Here is a 15,545-nt window from a genome sequence, read left to right as displayed (position 1 = left end):
GTAAGCGCTTACATCACGTCATGCCGAAGATACACCCGGCCCCGGGGCAGCACAAGGGGTCAGGCGCAGCCGCAGGACTGCCGCAGCACCAGCCGGGTCGGCAGCACGTGCTGCTCGGGAGCCGAGTGACGGTCCTCCAGCAGCGCCCGCATCCGCACCGCCACCTCGCGGCCGAGCTCGCGCACCGGCTGGCTCACCGTGGTCAGCCCGGGGGTGACGTACCGGGCGGCCATGACGTCGTCCCACCCGGTGACGCTGATCCGCCCCGGCACGTCCACGCCCGCCGCCAGCAGCCGCTGCATCACCGACAGCGCCAGCTCGTCGTTGGCGCAGACCACGCCGTCCGCGCCGAGCCCGTCCTCGACCAGCAACGAGGCCACCCGGGGACCGTCGTCCTCCCGGAAGGTGGCCGGCACCGGCTCGGCCGGCGCCAGGCCCGCCGCCTCGTGGGCGGCGACGAAACCGGCATACCGCTCCCGGACGTCGTCGGCGAACTCCGGCGACCCGACGAAGCGCAGCGAGCGCCGCCCGTGCACGTCGATGAGGTGCCGGGTCAGCTGCTCGGCGCTGCGGACGTTCTCGGTGCTGAAGCTCTCGACGGAGACCTGGTGGCGGTCGGCCAGCACGAGCACCGGCAGCTTGGCGCGCACCGCGGCGACCGTGCCGGACGACACGGGGACAGCGCCCATGAGCACCATCCCGTCGACCCGCCCGGCCAGCCGGCGCACCAGCAGGTCCACGTCGTCCTTGCCGTGGGTGAGCAGCACGACGACGCTGGCCCCGCCCTCGGCGGCGCCCTGCTCGTAGCCGGTGAGCAGGTCGGCGTAGTAGGGGCCGCGCAGCTCGGGCAGCACCAGCCCGTGCGCCTCGTGCGACTTCACCGCGAGCGAGCGCGCCGCGCCGTCGGGGACGTAGCCCAGCTCCTCGACGACCGCGAGGACGCGGTCACGCGTCGAGGCGCGCACCTCGCCGGGGCGGCGCAGCACCCGGGAGACGGTGGCGATGGAGACCCCCGCGCGGTCGGCGACCGAGTAGATCGTGGGGCGTCGCCCCGTGCTCTCCACCATCGGCCCTTCCTCCTGCCGGCCTGCCCGGACTCCCCGGAAGGCTACCGTCCGGTGTCAGCCCAGCAGCCGGGGCACCGGCTGGCTGGGGTGCGGCTCGTCCCCCAGCTCGGCCTGCGCCCGCCACAGGCGGGCCTCCAGCTCCTCGCGCACGTCCGCGTAGGCGGGGTCGTGAGCGACGTTGCGCAGCTCGGCGGGGTCGGCCCGCAGGTCGTAGAGCTCCCACTCCGGCTCGCCGGGCCCGCCGGTCGTGCCGGGCAGACCCATCGGGTCGTTGTAGTAGTAGACGAGCTTGTGCCGCTCGGTGCGGTAGCCGTAGTGCGCGGGCGCGTGGTGGTTGCCGTCCGCGTGCTCCCAGTAGCGGTAGTAGAGGCCGTCGGCCGGGGGCGGGGCGTCGCCGCCGACGAGGTCGCGCCAGAAGCTGCGGCCCTGCATCCGGGGGTGCGCCGGGACCCCGCAGGCCTCGAGGATGGTGGGCGCCAGGTCGACGTTGGACACGATGCCGTCGTGCACGCCACCACCCGGCAGGCCGCGCGGCCAGGACAGCACCAGCGGCATCCGGATGGACTCCTCGAACATCAGCCGCTTGTCGAACCACCCGTGGTCACCCAGGAAGAAGCCCTGGTCCGAGCTGTAGGCGAGCACCGTGTCGTCCAGCTCGCCGCGCGCGGTGAGGGCGTCCACCACCCGGCCCACGCTCTCGTCGACCGCCTCGACGCAGCGCAGGTAGTCCTCCATCCAGCGCTGGTACTTCCACCGGGTGAGCTCGGCGCCGGCCAGCCCCGCCGGCGGCTCGACCTTGAGGTCCTCGGCGTTCAGGTGCTCCGCCACGCTCATCCACACGTGCTGCACCGCCTCGGACCGGCCGGTGTGGTCGTCCTCGAAGGTCTCCGGCAGCGGGATCGGGTCGGTGAAGAGCTCGGTATGCCGTGGCGCCGGAATCCAGGGCCGGTGCGGGGCCTTGTGCCACAGCAGCAGGCACCAGGGCTCGTCGCCGTCGAGGGAGTCGAGCCAGCCCAGGGCGAGGTCGGTGAGGACGTCGGTGGCGTAACCCGGCTCGGTGCGGGTGCCCTCGGGGCTGACGATGGTGGGGTCGACGTACTCCCCCTGGTCGACGAGGATCTCCCAGTGGTCGAAGCCCTGCGGCTGGTGGGCCAGCCCCTCGCCCAGGTGCCACTTGCCGACGAGCCCGGTGCGGTAGCCCGCCTCCTTGAGCAGCGACACGAAGGTCGGCTGGCTCGGGTCGATGGGCGTCGACAGGGTCCGCACCCCGTTGACGTGGCTGTAGGTGCCGGTGAGGATGCTGGCCCGGCTCGGGGTGCACAGCGAGTTGGTGACGAAGCAGCGGTCGAGCCGCACGCCCCGCTCGGCGATCCCGTCGATGTGCGGGGTGGTGTTGATCCGCGAGCCGTAGGCACCGACCGCGTGCGCCGCGTGGTCGTCGGTGAGGATGAGCAGGATGTGGGGGCGCCGCGCGGGCTCGCCCGAGGTATGCCGGTCGGTCGTCACCCCGACGATCCTGCCCCATCGCCCACAGGTCGACGCGGACCCCGGCCGCGGTATGCCGTCAGGACCCCTCGCGGCGCAGCTCGCGCTTCAGGATCTTGCCGGTGGCGCCCTTGGGCAGCTCCTCGATGACGGTGACCGTGCGGGGGTACTTGTACGGCGCGACCTGGTCCTTGACGTGCCGGATCAGCTCATCCTCGTCGGTCCGGGCGTCCGGGGCCAGCACGACGTAGGCCGCGACCTCCTCGCCGAGCTCGGGGTGCGGCACCCCGACGACGGCCGCCTCGGCGACGGCCGGGTGCTCGTAGAGCAGCTCCTCGATCTCGCGCGGGTAGACGTTGAGCCCGCCGCGGATGATCATGTCCTTCTTGCGGTCGACGATGACGTAGTAGCCGTCTTCGTCGCGGCGGGCGAGGTCGCCGGAGTGGAACCAGCCGTCGGCGTCGATCGCCTCGGCCGTGGCGTCGGGCCGGTTCCAGTAGCCCTTCATGATGTTCTCCCCGCGGATGCAGATCTCCCCGACCTGCGGGTCCTCCTCGCTGCTGGACCCGACCTCGGCGCCGTCCGGACCGACGAGCCGCATCTGCACCCCGCGGATCGGCGTGCCGATGGACCCGGCCTTGCGCTCGGCGTCCGGATGGTTGAACGAGGCCACCGGTGAGGTCTCGGACAGCCCGTAGCCCTCCAGGATCGTGGCCCCGAAGGTCTCCTCGAACCTCTTCATGACCTCGAGCGGCAGGCTGGCACCACCGGAGATCGCGGTGCGCAGCGTGGACAGGTCCGGGGAGGTCTCGGCGGCGCCCGCGGCGGCGAGCATCGCGCCATACATCGTCGGGACCCCCTCGAAGACGGTGACCCGGTCGCGCTCGATGACCTCCAGCGCCTTCGCCGGGTCGAACCGCGGGATCATCGTCAGGGCCGCCCCGGTCGCGAAGGCGGTGTTCATGCCGCAGGTCATCCCGAAGACGTGGAAGAGCGGCAGGCAGCCCATGACGACGTCCGAGGAGTCGAGGTGCAGCAGGGTTTCGGTCGTCGCGAGCTGGTTGGACTGCAGGTTGTCGCAGGTCAGCTCGGCCCCCTTGGGGCGACCGGTGGTGCCGGAGGTGTAGAGGATGACGGCGGTGTCGTCACCGGAGCGCTCGACGACCTCCTCGGCCGGGTCCACCGCGTCGTCGCCGTGGACGTAGGAGCTCAGGCCCTCCGGGCCGACGGTGAGCAGCCGGGTGCCCGTCGCGTCGGCCGCGGCGGCGGCGTCCTCCCCCGGCATGGCCGCGAGCAGCGAGGCGCCGGAGTCCTCGAGGTAGTACTGGATCTCCCGCCTCTTGAACAGCGGGTTCATCGGCACCACGACCGCCCCGAGCCGCAGCGCGGCGTAGTAGAGGACGGGGAAGGCCGGCACGTTCGGCAGCATGAGCGCCACCCGGTCGCCCTCGCCGACCCCCTGGGCGCGCATCCACCCGGCGAGCTGCCGCGCCGAGTGCTCGACCTCGGCATACGTCAGGACGAGGTCGTCGAGGATCACCGCCCGGGCGTCCGGGTGGGCGTCCGCCGTGGCGGCGAGGTTGTGGGCGAGGTTCGCGCTGGCGCTGGTCATCGTCGACCTCCTGCGGTGGGGTGGGGTCCTGATCGTCCCAAACCGTCGACCGCGTGTCCTGTCGGCGACGACCCGTCGTCGGGTCCAGACCGGCCCACGAGCCTCTCCGGTATGGTCTCGGCCGAGGGAGGGGTCATGCCACGGGTCGACATCGACGCCACGAGGGAGGCCGCGCGCGAGCTGGGCGACGGCGGCGCCGCGCTGGAGGGCGCCACGGGTGACGTCGCGGTCGCCGAACTGGCGGGGACGCTGCGCGGGACCTCCACCGCGGCCGTGCTCGCCGACCTGCAGAGCACCGCGCGGCTGCGCCTCACGGACGCCGGTCGCGAGCTCGCGACGCTGGGCGAGGGGATGCAGACGCTGGCCGACCACACCGCCGACGCGACGGGTGGACGATGAGCCTCGACATCCCCGGCTGGATGGTCGGTGAGGGCGACCCGCTGCGGACCTCCGCCCGCGGGCTGCGCGCGGCCGCGGACGTCGTCGACGACGAGCGGATGGGCCTGCGACGCACCCTCGGGCAGGCGGCCACCGCCCTCGGGTGGGAGGGCCAGATCACCGACCGGGCCGACGAGGCCGCCGACCCGGCGCAGGACGGCCTGCGGACCCTGCAGGAGGACCTCCGTGCCGCCGGCGGCGCCCTGGACGGTCTGGCGGGCGCCCTCGACGAGCACGCGCCGACCCTGCGCGACGTGCAGCGCGACTGGGACGCGTTGCAGGCCGCCCGGCCACGCACCGAGGTGACGCACTACACCGGCGAGACGATCGAGACGGTCGACTGGACGGAGGTGCGACGCCGGGAGGACGCGCTGCGCGACCGCGCCGAGCATCCCCAGGAGATGCTGCGGACGGCCGACCGCGGTTGTCGCGACACCCTCGCCCAGGTCCGCGCCTCCCTGGCCGCCCTGGAGCCCGGCTCCTCCACGGCGAGCTTCACCCGGTCGCAGGCGCCGGAGGGGACCTGGCAGGTCTTCCGGGACCACGGCCTGGTCAACACCGCCGCCGACGAGGCCCTCCTCGCCCGCCTCGTCCGGGCAGCGGACCCGAACGCCGTGCGAGCCCTGCTCGACGAGCTCGACCAGGAACGGCTGGCCGGCTTCCTGCAGCGCAACCCGCAGGTCATGGCGTCGCTGGCGACGGACCACGAGCCGCGCGACGCCGACGACCCCGTGCTGTCGGGCCTGTGGGAGGAGATCGGTGAGCTCGAGGACGGTCAGGTCGCCGACCCCCGAGCGATCGAGGATATACGGGACTACTGGGCCGGGTTGAGCCCGCAGGAGCAGCAGCGGATGCGGCTGCTCTACCCGACCCTGGTCGGGAGCCTGGACGGCATACCGGTGGAGCACCGGGCGGCGGCCAACCGGTTGCTGGTCGAGAGCGCGATCGACGTCGAGCAGCAGCGGTTGGCGGTCCTCCAGGCGATGCCGGACAACGCCGCGACCCGCGAGCAGGCTCTCGACGCGCTGCCCGGGTGGTATCCCGACTGGCTGGGCGAGACGATCCTCGAGGGACTCATGGGCGACGACGCCCAGACGCTGCTCCACGACTTCCGGCTGCGGGACCAGGAAGTCGACCGGTCCCTGGCGCGGCTGAGGTTCTACGAAGGGCTGATGGAGCCCCTGGAGCGTCCCCGCTTCGCCGACGTGGAGGACGCCGCCGGCACGGTGCTGCCCGCCGATGCGCGGGCCGTCCTGCTCTTCGACCCTCGTGGGGACGGTCGGTATGCCGAGTGGCACGGGGAGCTGGACAGCGAGAACGTCGGGATCTTCGTGCCGGGGACGACGACGGATCTGTCGAACATCAGCAGCTACGTCGACCGGGTGCAGCAGCTCGCTGAGGACCCCGACACGAGCAGCGTGACCTGGATGGGCATCGACCTGCCGAACTCGGTGGCCTCCGACGCCACCCAGACGCGCTGGTCCGAGGACGGCGGGCAGGCGCTGCTGCGCTTCGTCGAGGGCCTGGGCATGGCGGACCGCACGGTCACCGCGGTCGGCCACTCCGCGGGCGGCGGGATCGTCGGCTTCGCCGACGTCTACGGCATGGACGTGGACCGCACGATGCTCGTCGCCCCCTCCGGCTCCGGTCTGGGGCTGCACCGACCGCTCCCCTGGCCGCTCGACCCGTGGGGCGAGCAGCCCTCCACCCCGGGCACGTACCCGTCGCAGACGTGGGACGGTCATGACCGGGACGTCCAGCGCTTCACCCAGACCGCCCCGGGCGACAGCATCGCCGTGGCCCAGGCCTCGGAGGACGTGCGCTGGTGGGTCGGCCTTCCCGAGGACTGGGGGCACGGTGACGACCCGAACAGCTCCGACCAGTTCACCCGGCTGGAGACCGGGCGTTGGACAGAAGGAGAGTACGCCGGAGAACGCCTCGAGGGCTTCGACGCGCACAGGCACGTGGTGACCCCCGGGACGGACGCATGGACCAACATCGTCGGCGTCATCACCGGCGGTGAGGTCATCCCTTACCGGGAGGACGGAGACTGGATCGGCCCGGACAACGTCTATGACGAGCCGGACTACCCTGGCACCGACCCCGTCCCTGTCGACGATCTGGAGTCCCCGTGGGAGCAGTCGCAACCCGAGATCATGGCGCCCGGCCCGCTGGACGGCAGCTTCGGGCAGGGAGGGGAGCCCGCGTGAGGTTCCTGGGATCGGTGCTCGCGCTGGCCGCGGTGACGCTAGCAGGATGTCAGAACCTGGGTGGTGCGACCACCCCGGAAGGCTCCACGACGACGGAGGAAGCCAGCGTGAGCGGAAGCGCCGACGAGGCAGCGGCGAGGGAGCAGCAGCCCCGCGTTCGGGAGATCCTGCAGGACCTGTGGGACCAGTTCGACCTCGAGGACAAGCCACCGTTGGAGGACAAACCCGGAGAGGGGACCATCCGCGCGTGCACGCTGGACACCAAGTCCGACCTGTCGGCCTGGGCCGAGGGGACACAGCTGCGCGTCTCGGAAGAGGCGGACCCCGAGCTGGAGGCCGAGCAGGCGCAGCTCGTCCGTGACTGGCTCGACGCGAACGACTGGGAACGTCTCGACAACCCGGCACCCGACTCCAGCCCGGTGACGTACCACCGCAACGACCAGGGGTTCAAGGTCACCGTCGCACCGCAGCTCGACGCCCGCGTCAACCTCGACGTCGAGTCACCGTGCTTCGACGGGCAGGGACAGCGCGTGGGGTGATTCGTCCAGACCGGGCGCCAGGTCCTCGTCTCGGACCCCGAGGACGGCGCTTGCCCGGCGCCACAGCAATGGGGCTGATGATGGCCAGCGTTGCCGGTTGCGCACTGCTGAGTGCCGACGACGCACGAGTCACCACCCCCGGTGGCGCCGTGGTGACCGCGCGCGCCGACGAGGCAGCCGCGCGGGAGCAGCGTGCCCGCACGCGAGAGATCCTGCACGACCTGTGGGACCAGTTCGACCTGGCGGACAAGCCCGACGTCGAGCAGCAGATGGCTCCGGGTCGTCTACGGGCCTGCACCTTGGACACGACGTCCCAGATCTCGGCCTGGGCCGAGACAGCCCGACTGCGGGTGTCGGAGGACGAGAACCCCGAGCTCGAGGCCGGGCAGGCCGAACTCGTCCGCGCCTGGCTGGACGACCACGGCTGGGAACGCATCGACAACCCCGCCCCCGAGGGCGACCCGGTCACCTACCACCGCGACGCCGACGGGTTCAAGGTCACCGTCGCGCCGCAGCTGGACGCCCGGGTCAGTCTCGACGTCGAGTCACCGTGCTTCGACGGGCAGGGACAGCGCGTGGGGTGATCCCGGCAGACCGGGCGCCGGGCCCCCGTCGGGGACCCCGAGGACGGCGCCTCGCTCGGTGAGGTCCAGGACAACCATGTGCGGCGCCCGGTGGGGTCCAGGACAACCATGTGCGGCGCCCGGTGGAGGTCCAGGGCAACCATGCGCGGCGCTCGGTGGGTGGTGGGTCAGCGCAGCGCCTCGACCGTGTCGATCTCCTCGACCGGCTTGTCGTCGCGGTAGCGCAGGACCCGGGCGAAGCGCAGGGCGACGCCGCCGGCATACCGCCTCGACGTCTGCACCGCGTCGTAGGCGACCTCGACCACCTGCTCGGGGCGCACGTGCACGACGTGGCCCTCGCGCGCGGTCTCCAGGCCCAGGAAGCGCTCGGTCTGCCAGGCGAGCAGCTCGTCGGTCATGCCCTTGAACGTCTTGCCGACCATGACCGGCTCGCCGTCGGCGCCGCGGGCCGCGAGGTGGATGTTGGACAGCCACCCCTGGCGGCGCCCGCTGCCCCACTCGACCGCGACGACGACGAGGTCGGCGGTGCGGCGCGGCTTGACCTTGACCCACCCGGCGCCGCGTCGGCCGGCGGCGTAGGGCGCCTGCGGGTGTTTAGCCACGACGCCCTCATGGCCCTGCGCGACCACCCGGTCGAAGAACTCCTGCGCCACCGCCGGGTCGTCGGTGCTCACCCGCTCCACGACGAGGCCGGGCGCCAGGTCGCCGAGCGCCGCCCACCGCTCGGTCGCGGGCTCGTCGACGAGGTCGCGGCCGTCGAGATGCAGCAGGTCGAAGAGGTATGTCGTCACCGGGGTCGTGCGGGCGAGCTCGGCCGGGTCGGTCCGCGAGGCGGTCCGGGCCCCGGTGACCTGGAACGGCTCAGGGCGACCGTCGGGGCCGAGCACGATGACCTCGCCGTCGAGGACGGCGGACCCCGCCGGGAGCGCGCCGACCGCCTCGACCACCTCGGGGAGCCGGTCGGTGATCTCCTCCAGGCTCCGGGTGAACAGGCGTACGGGCTGCTCGGCGTCCCGGTCGAGGTGGGCCTGGATGCGGATGCCGTCGAGCTTGAGGTCGAGGGCCAGCTCGCGTTCCCCGCTGACCGCCGTCGCCACGTCCGGCTCGGAGCCGGCGAGCATGGGCCGCAGCGGGCGCCCGACCTCCAGCCGGACCTCCTCCAGCGCCGCCGACCCGCCGGTCAGCGCGGCCCGGGCGACCGGCCCGGGGAAGCCGGCGAGCATGACGGCCCGGCGCACCAGCGTCTCGGGCACGTCCGCGGCCCGGGCGATGGCCGGCAGGAGCACGCCGTCGCCGGCCCCCTGGCGCAGCTCCCCGGTGAGCAGGCCGACGAGCCACTCCTGCTCCTGGTCGGTGGCGCGGCCGAGGAGGTCGCGCAGGGCCGCCGCGCGGGCCGCCGTCGAGCCGGCGCCGGCCAGCTGCTTGAGGTCGTCGAGCGCCGCGTCCACCTCCAGCACGGACAGCGACGGGTCCGCGGCCGGGTCGGGGAGGTCCCGCAGGGAACGCCAGCCGACCCCGACCGTGCGCTGCGGCAAGGTTCCGGCGAGGTAGTCGGCCACCACCTCGACCTCGCGCGGGTCCCCTCCGGACACGTCCGTGAGGGCCTGCGCGAGCAGGGTCGTCTTCTCGGTGCGCGAGCGGGTCGCGGCCACCGCGGCGGACGTCGAGGTCACCTCGGCCAGATGCATACCGTGCAGTCTGGCGCACCCGGGCGGGCCCGTCGCGGCCACCGGCGCCCCACCCCACCCGTCACAGACTTGACCAAGTCCTTACCCGCGGCATACCCGCCCTTTGCCGACGCGCCGTTAGCGTGGAGACATCGACCAGGCGTCGCGTCTCGGCGCCGTCGGGTCGATCAGGCACGAGAGCAATGTGACTGGTGGTGGGCACACCCCCCTGCGCGCCCGCCACAGGTCATCGGGAGGGTTGCGTGCCTGGCGAGAAGGGCGCGTCGGCTGTCACGGGACCGACGCGCCCTTCCTCTGCGTCCGGACGCCGGGCCCGGGCCGGGGCCCGCGCCACTGTGCGCGACGGTGGCCCCTGGAGGGCCAGAACCGCACACGAGGGAGTCAGGGCCATCATCGGGCAGGCCCACTGTGCGCGGCGGTGGCCCCTGGAGGGCCACGACCGCACACACCGAGGGTCCGACCGGGCGGTCAGGGACGGGCCGCGCCGGGCTGGGCCCAGGTCAGCCGCACCTGCGTCCCCGGGCTCAGCTGGCCGAGCCGGTCCATGTCCGTGGGCTGCACGACGGCGACCACCGGATAGCCGCCGGTCACCGGGTGGTCCGCGCCGAAGACCACGGGCTGGCCGTCGGCGGGCACCTGCACGCACCCGCGCACCATGGGCTCGCTCGGCAGCTCGCGGTCGCGGTATGCCGACGCCCGGGTGAGCGCCTGGCCGGTGAGCCGGGTGCCGACCCGGTCGGAGCGGTCGCTGACCGTCCAGACCTGGGCGGTCAGCGCCTCGAGGTCCGCCAGCCAGTCGCCGCGCGGCCCCGGGGTGAGGTGGAGGGCCAGAGCGGTGGGGGATTCTGCCGGTGGCGCCACCTGGTCGACCGTCGGGGGCTCTGCCGGTGGCCGGCCGACGGGCAGGACGTCACCGGGCTGCAGGGGCTCGGGGCCCAGCCCGGCCAGCATGTCCCGGCTGCGCGAGCCGAGGACCTCGGGCACGTCGAGCCCGCCGCGCACCGCGAGGTAGGTGCGCAGCCCGGTCGTGGGGGCCCCGAGCTGGAGGGTCTGGCCGTCCTCCAGGCGCACTGGCGCGCCCCAGCCGACCGCCCGTCCGTCGACGGTGACCGGCCCCTCGGCCCCGGTGACGGCGACGGTCACCGCGCCGTGCGTCCGGAGCCGGCACCCGCCGAGCAGCACCTCCAGGCCGGCGAGGGTCTCGTCCTGCGCGAGGATCCGGGCTCCGAGCCGGTGGGCCGCGCGGTCGGCAGCACCGGACCGGCCGACGCCGAGGGCGGCCAGACCGGGCCGGCCCAGGTCCTGGACGAGGACCTGGGGGCCGACGTCCAGCACCTCCAGCGACGGCACGTCAGGCCTCCTCGAAGCGGACGGTCGCGCCCGGCACCAGGAGCGCTGGCGGGTCGCGGTCGACGTCCCAGAGGGGCGCGTCGGTGCGGCCGATGAGCTGCCACCCGCCCGGGGAGGACCGGGGGTAGATGCCGCCGAACTCCCCGGCCAGACCGACCGACCCGGCCGGGACCGCGGTGCGCGGGGTGTCGCGGCGCGGCACGTGCAGCCGCTCGTCGCCGCCGACGAGATAGGCGAACCCGGGCGCGAAGCCGATGAAACCGACCCGCCACGTGGACCCGGTGTGCGCCCGCACCACCTCGTCCTCGCCGAGGCCCGTCAGCCGGGCGACCTCCGCCAGGTCGGCCCCGTCGTAGGTGACCGGGATGACCACGTCGTCCTCGAGTGCGTGCGGGGCCGCCGCGGCGACGTCCGCCGGCGCGTCCAGGTCGGTGGCGACGACGAGGAGCCCTTCCCGCACCGTCGGCAGGTCCGCCGGGTCCCCCACCCGCACCAGCAGGGTGCGGGCGGACGGCACGACCTCGGTGACCGACCGCGACCAGGGGGTCGCCCCCGGCTCTGCGGCCCGCAAGGCGTCCGCGAGCGCCAGGACCTCCCCGGTGCCGCCCACCTCGACCAGCACGGCGTCCCGGCCCATCGGCAGCAGCGTGACCTCCATCAGCGCCTCATCCCACGAACGCCGCCAGCTCGACGCCGTCCGCCTCCAGAGCCGCCCGCACCGCTCGGGCCATGGCGACCGCCCCCGGGGAGTCGCCGTGGGTGCAGATCGAGGCGACCCGCACCGGCACGTCGGTGCCGTCCACCGCCTCCACCACGCCCTCGCGCACGAGGCGCAGCATCCTGGCCGCCACGGCCTCGGGGTCGTGCAGCACCGCACCCTCCTCGGAGCGCGGCACGAGGGTGCCGTCCGGGCGGTAGCCGCGGTCGGCAAAGGCCTCGGCGACCACCCGCACCCCGGCCTCCTGCGCCAACCGGGACACCAGCGACCCCTCCTGGTGCAGGAGGGGGAGGGTGGCGTCATACCGGGTCAGGGCGCTCACGAGGGCCCGCGCCTGCCCCTCGTGGCGCCCGACGGCGTGGTAGAGCGCGCCGTGCGGCTTGAGGTAGGCGACGCGGGTCCCGGCCACGCGGCAGAGGGCCTCCAGCGCCCCCACCTGGTAGAGAACGTCGGCCTCGAGGTCGGCCGGCTCGGCGTCGACGAACCGGCGACCGAAGCCCGCGAGGTCGCGGTAGGAGACCTGGGCCCCGACCACCACGCCGCGCGCGGCCGCCGCGGCCACCGTCCGCTCCAGCGTGCGGGCGTCCCCGGCGTGGAAGCCGCAGGCGACGTTGGCGCTGGTGACGAGGCCGAGCATCGCGTCGTCGTCGCCGAGGGTCCACGTCCCGAAGGACTCCCCGAGGTCGGCGTTGAGGTCGATGCGCATGACGCCAGCCTAGGCGCGAACCGCCGGCCGGGCCGGTCGAGCACGGCCCGGGGGGGTTATCCCCCCGTCGTCCCGGGGGCGTACCGGCTGACCGCGGGTCCCGGTCCTGGCTACCGTGGTCGGCATGAGCAGCCCGTCGATGCAGGCCCCCGGGGCCCCAGGGTCCGGCCCGGCCCGCATGCCCCGCCTGGTGAGCGGTCCCGGCGACACCGTCGAGGACGACGCGCCGGCGCTGCCCGCCCCGCCCGGGGGCCCACCCGCCAGGACCGAGCGCCGGACGGCCCGCCTCCTCGACCACTGGTGGACCGTCTGCTACCTCGTGACCAGCCTGTTCACCGCCGTGGCGGCCCTGGCGCTGACGGGTCTGGCGATCGGTGGCTTCTTCGGAGTGCTGGGCGCCGGTGTCGGGGTCCTGGTGCTGGTGCCGGCGATCTGGGGCGCCTACGGCCTGTCCGTGCTGGAGCGGCACCGCATCGCCGCCTTCCTCGGCCTCGACATCGGGGAGCGCGCGCCCTCCACCGCGCCGGGCTGGCGCCGCGCCCTGGGGCTGGACGAGCGGCGGCTGCGCGCCCTCGGCTGGGTCGGCCTGCACGGGCTGTGGGGCCTGGTCGCCGCCGGCCTCACCCTCACCCTGCTCGTCCAGGGGGTCCTCCTCGCCACCCTCCCGCTGTGGGGGCCGGTCGCCGGGGGCGTCACCGTGCTCGGGGCGCTCCGGGTCGAGTCCTTCCTCGGTATGACGCTCGCCTGGCTGGTCGGCATCGTGCTCGTGCTCGGGATGCCGTGGGTCGCGCGGGGTCTGGCGAGCGTCGACGTCGTGCTCGCCCGGTGGCTCGTGGGCGAGGACGCGCAGGCGCAGCTGCGGCGCATGAGCGAGCGGGTGGACACCCTCACCACCTCGCGCGAGGACACGCTGGACTCGGTCGAGGCCGAGCGCCGGCGGATCGAGCGCGACCTGCACGACGGGCCGCAGCAGCGGCTCGTCTCGGTGGCCATGACGTTGGGCCTGGCCCGGGACGCCCTGGACCGCAACCCCGACGACCGCGAGGCCGCCCGACAGGTGCGTGAGCTGCTCGACGAGGCGCACGCCTCGAGCAAGGAGGCCATCACCGAGATGCGGCAGGTCGCCCGGGGCATCGTGCCGCCCATCCTCACCGACCGGGGGCTGGACGCCGCGGTGTCGGCGCTCGCCGCCCGCAGCCCCGTCCCCGTGACCGTGAGCTCGCGGCTGCCCGCGGGACGGCTCGACCCGACGACCGAGGCGATCGCCTACTTCTCCGTCTCCGAGGCGCTCACCAACGTCGCCAAGCACGCGCGGGCCACCCGGGCGGGCGTCGAGCTCGGCACCGCCCGTGGTCTCACCGGCGACCTGCTGGCCATCACGGTCACCGACGACGGCGCGGGCGGCGCGATCGTGGGCGGCGGCAGCGGGCTCACCGGGCTGCGCCAGCGGGTCGGTGCGGTCGACGGCGAGCTGCACGTGCACTCCCCGGTCGGGACCGGCACCACCGTCGCCATCACCCTGCCCCTGCGGACGCGGGGGCCGCGATGAGCCTCGGCACCGCGGCGACCGCCGCGTCCGGCACCCCGGCGCCGCTGCGGGTCATCCTGGCCGAGGACTCCGTGCTCCTGCGGGACGGCATCGTGCGGTTGCTCGGGGCCACCGGCTTCGACGTCGTGGACGCCTGCCCGGACGCCGAGACCTTCGCCGTCTCGGTGCGCGAGCACCGCCCGGACCTCGTCGTCGTCGATGTGCGGATGCCCCCCACCTTCACCGCCGAGGGCCTGCAGGCCGCGCTCGCCGTGCGCGCCGAGCTGCCCGACGTCGCCGTGGTCGTGCTGAGCCAGTACGTCGAGGAGCGCTACGCCACCGAGCTCCTGGCCGGACGGCCGCGGGGCGTGGGCTACCTGCTCAAGGACCGGGTGGCCGACACCCAGGAGTTCGTCGAGGCGCTGCGCACGGTGGCCGCGGGCGGCACGGCCCTGGACCCCGAGGTCGTCTCCCAGCTCATGTCGCGGGCCCGCAACGTCGACCCGCTGGAGCGCCTCACGCCCCGGGAGCGCGACGTCATGCGGCTCATGGCGCAGGGGCGCACCAACAGCGCCATCAGCCGGGAGCTGTTCATCGGCGAGGGAGCGGTGGAGAAGAACGTCTCCTCCATCTTCGGCAAGCTCGAGCTGCCGCCCACGGACGACGACCACCGCCGGGTGCTCGCCGTCCTGCAGTGGCTCGAGCACGGGGAGGGCGGGTGAGCGCCGCCGACCGGCACGAGGCCCGGGCGCAGGCCCGCGCCGTACGGGCCCGGGCGCCCTACCCCGCCCTGCGGGCTGTGGGGGCCGCGGTGACGGCGGTCCTCGTCGCCGGCGGCGCCCTGAGCACCGCCCCGGCGATGATGACGCAGGAGGGGTCGCAGACCACGGCGCTGCCCACCTCGATGGAGCGGCTCGTGCTCCAGGCGCCCCGCGGGGACGTCGAGGTGCGCGAGCTGGCCACGGGCGAGGAGCCGCAGGTCGTCGCCACCGCGACGTGGACCCTGAACCGCCCCGCGGTGCGCACCCGCGGGGACGGGGGGACGGTGCACGTCGACGCGCCCTGCACCGGCGAGAACCTCGGGGTGTGCTCCCAGGACCTGCTCGTGCGGGTTCCTGCCGGGACGGCGCTGCAGATCGAGGGCACCTTCGGCGACGTCGACGTCTCCAGCACCGGCGAGGTGCAGGTCGAGGTCACCGGTGGCACCATCGACCTCTCCGGTGCGCCGCCGCGCGCCGAGGTGCGCACCACGCTGGGGGATGTCACCGTCCAGCACACCGGGGAGGAGCCCCCGGAGCTGCTGCGCGTCCGCACCACCGTGGGCGACGTGGAGGTCGAGGTCCCCGGGTCGCACGGGTATGCCGTGAGCACGGCGACCAGCCAGGGCGACCGGGACGTGCGGGTCGACGACGTCCAGGACGCCCCCTCCGTCATCGACGTCGAGACGACGCTCGGCGACATCGAGGTCGCGCCCTCGTCCACGCTCTGAGGTGCGACGCCGCGCGCCTCGCGTCGGGCATACCCGCAGGACGGGCGACGACCCCGCCTCGTGACGGGCGGGACGGAAGTGACGCACGAGGCGTGAGCGTCGGGTAGATTGAGGGCGCCAGGTGCCGCGCC

14 protein-coding genes are annotated in these 15,545 nt (G+C 74.3%); 7 read left to right on the top strand and 7 right to left on the bottom strand.

The window, feature by feature from the left end:
* Window positions 1-59 precede the first annotated feature (59 nt).
* Genes Q0967_RS05680 through Q0967_RS05670 form a run of 3 tightly spaced genes read right to left on the bottom strand, consistent with a single transcriptional unit; the run spans window position 60 to window position 4,164 of the window.
* Window positions 60-1,067, bottom strand: a complete 1,008-nt coding sequence (locus tag Q0967_RS05680; protein WP_298748714.1) for a LacI family DNA-binding transcriptional regulator — start codon at window positions 1,065-1,067, stop codon at window positions 60-62.
* Between the two features lie 54 nt (window positions 1,068-1,121).
* Window positions 1,122-2,573, bottom strand: coding sequence for a sulfatase (locus Q0967_RS05675; protein ID WP_298748715.1), 1,452 nt, complete (start codon window positions 2,571-2,573; stop codon window positions 1,122-1,124).
* Between the two features lie 58 nt (window positions 2,574-2,631).
* The gene (locus Q0967_RS05670) at window positions 2,632-4,164 is read right to left on the bottom strand and encodes a long-chain fatty acid--CoA ligase (RefSeq protein ID WP_298748716.1); all 1,533 of its coding nucleotides are present in this window, start codon (window positions 4,162-4,164) and stop codon (window positions 2,632-2,634) included.
* A 111-nt stretch (window positions 4,165-4,275) separates the two neighbouring features.
* Here Q0967_RS05670 and Q0967_RS05665 point away from each other — a divergent pair, with 111 nt between their 5' ends.
* From Q0967_RS05665 to Q0967_RS05650, 4 genes are all read left to right on the top strand, one after another.
* Window positions 4,276-4,563 (top strand): hypothetical protein, encoded by a 288-nt coding sequence (locus Q0967_RS05665; protein ID WP_298748717.1) that lies wholly within the window; start codon window positions 4,276-4,278, stop codon window positions 4,561-4,563.
* Window positions 4,560-6,812 (top strand): alpha/beta hydrolase, encoded by a 2,253-nt coding sequence (locus Q0967_RS05660; RefSeq protein ID WP_298748718.1) that lies wholly within the window; start codon window positions 4,560-4,562, stop codon window positions 6,810-6,812. Before Q0967_RS05665 ends, Q0967_RS05660 begins: the two co-directional genes overlap by 4 nt.
* A 107-nt stretch (window positions 6,813-6,919) precedes the next feature.
* Window positions 6,920-7,351 (top strand): hypothetical protein, encoded by a 432-nt coding sequence (locus tag Q0967_RS05655; RefSeq protein ID WP_298748720.1) that lies wholly within the window; start codon window positions 6,920-6,922, stop codon window positions 7,349-7,351.
* Window positions 7,352-7,428: 77 nt separating this feature from the next.
* Window positions 7,429-7,935 carry a hypothetical protein gene (locus Q0967_RS05650; protein WP_299449493.1) on the top strand — a complete coding sequence of 169 codons (507 nt, stop codon included), beginning with the start codon at window positions 7,429-7,431 and terminating at the stop codon, window positions 7,933-7,935.
* Window positions 7,936-8,102: 167 nt separating this feature from the next.
* Here Q0967_RS05650 and Q0967_RS05645 read toward each other — a convergent pair whose 3' ends face one another.
* The 4 genes from Q0967_RS05645 to Q0967_RS05630 all read right to left on the bottom strand — a co-directional run bounded on the left by Q0967_RS05645 (window position 8,103) and on the right by Q0967_RS05630 (window position 12,397).
* The gene (locus tag Q0967_RS05645) at window positions 8,103-9,623 is read right to left on the bottom strand and encodes an ATP-dependent DNA ligase (RefSeq protein WP_298748722.1); all 1,521 of its coding nucleotides are present in this window, start codon (window positions 9,621-9,623) and stop codon (window positions 8,103-8,105) included.
* A 468-nt stretch (window positions 9,624-10,091) separates the two neighbouring features.
* The gene (locus tag Q0967_RS05640) at window positions 10,092-10,973 is read right to left on the bottom strand and encodes a biotin-dependent carboxyltransferase family protein (RefSeq protein WP_299449491.1); all 882 of its coding nucleotides are present in this window, start codon (window positions 10,971-10,973) and stop codon (window positions 10,092-10,094) included.
* 1 nt (window position 10,974) lies between these two features.
* On the bottom strand, window positions 10,975-11,631 hold the full coding sequence (locus Q0967_RS05635) for an allophanate hydrolase subunit 1 (protein ID WP_298748724.1): 657 nt from the start codon (window positions 11,629-11,631) through the stop codon (window positions 10,975-10,977).
* Between the two features lie 7 nt (window positions 11,632-11,638).
* On the bottom strand, window positions 11,639-12,397 hold the full coding sequence (locus Q0967_RS05630) for a LamB/YcsF family protein (protein ID WP_298748725.1): 759 nt from the start codon (window positions 12,395-12,397) through the stop codon (window positions 11,639-11,641).
* Between the two features lie 124 nt (window positions 12,398-12,521).
* On the opposite strand from Q0967_RS05630, the gene Q0967_RS05625 reads away from it, so the two are divergent.
* From Q0967_RS05625 to Q0967_RS05615, 3 genes are read left to right on the top strand one after another with little or no spacing between them, the layout of a single operon-like run.
* Window positions 12,522-13,946, top strand: a complete 1,425-nt coding sequence (locus tag Q0967_RS05625; protein WP_298748727.1) for a sensor histidine kinase — start codon at window positions 12,522-12,524, stop codon at window positions 13,944-13,946.
* Window positions 13,943-14,647 carry a response regulator transcription factor gene (locus Q0967_RS05620; protein ID WP_298748729.1) on the top strand — a complete coding sequence of 235 codons (705 nt, stop codon included), beginning with the start codon at window positions 13,943-13,945 and terminating at the stop codon, window positions 14,645-14,647. The genes Q0967_RS05625 and Q0967_RS05620 overlap by 4 nt, the downstream gene beginning before the upstream one ends.
* A complete protein-coding gene (locus Q0967_RS05615; RefSeq protein ID WP_298748731.1) occupies window positions 14,644-15,414 on the top strand; it encodes a DUF4097 family beta strand repeat-containing protein in 771 nt (256 codons plus the stop codon). The genes Q0967_RS05620 and Q0967_RS05615 overlap by 4 nt, the downstream gene beginning before the upstream one ends.
* Window positions 15,415-15,545 lie beyond the last annotated feature (131 nt).

It is taken from the genome of uncultured Serinicoccus sp. (genome assembly GCF_947500995.1).
Classification (GTDB): domain Bacteria; phylum Actinomycetota; class Actinomycetes; order Actinomycetales; family Dermatophilaceae; genus Ornithinicoccus.
Note: the sequence above shows the minus strand (reverse complement) of the source record. Positions and strands in the feature narration are given on the sequence as shown.

Bases quoted from the DNA above. Each gene is read 5' to 3' on its own strand.
- Q0967_RS05680 (WP_298748714.1), bottom strand. From the start codon at position 1,067: ATGGTGGAGAGCACGGGGCGACGCCCCACGATCTACTCGGTCGCCGAC.
- Q0967_RS05670 (WP_298748716.1), bottom strand. From the start codon at position 4,164: ATGACCAGCGCCAGCGCGAACCTCGCCCACAACCTCGCCGCCACGGCG.
- Q0967_RS05665 (WP_298748717.1), top strand. From the start codon at position 4,276: ATGGTCTCGGCCGAGGGAGGGGTCATGCCACGGGTCGACATCGACGCC.
- Q0967_RS05660 (WP_298748718.1), top strand. From the start codon at position 4,560: ATGAGCCTCGACATCCCCGGCTGGATGGTCGGTGAGGGCGACCCGCTG.
- Q0967_RS05650 (WP_299449493.1), top strand. From the start codon at position 7,429: ATGATGGCCAGCGTTGCCGGTTGCGCACTGCTGAGTGCCGACGACGCA.
- Q0967_RS05645 (WP_298748722.1), bottom strand. From the start codon at position 9,623: ATGCATCTGGCCGAGGTGACCTCGACGTCCGCCGCGGTGGCCGCGACC.
- Q0967_RS05635 (WP_298748724.1), bottom strand. From the start codon at position 11,631: ATGGAGGTCACGCTGCTGCCGATGGGCCGGGACGCCGTGCTGGTCGAG.
- Q0967_RS05630 (WP_298748725.1), bottom strand. From the start codon at position 12,397: ATGCGCATCGACCTCAACGCCGACCTCGGGGAGTCCTTCGGGACGTGG.
- Q0967_RS05625 (WP_298748727.1), top strand. From the start codon at position 12,522: ATGAGCAGCCCGTCGATGCAGGCCCCCGGGGCCCCAGGGTCCGGCCCG.
- Q0967_RS05620 (WP_298748729.1), top strand. From the start codon at position 13,943: ATGAGCCTCGGCACCGCGGCGACCGCCGCGTCCGGCACCCCGGCGCCG.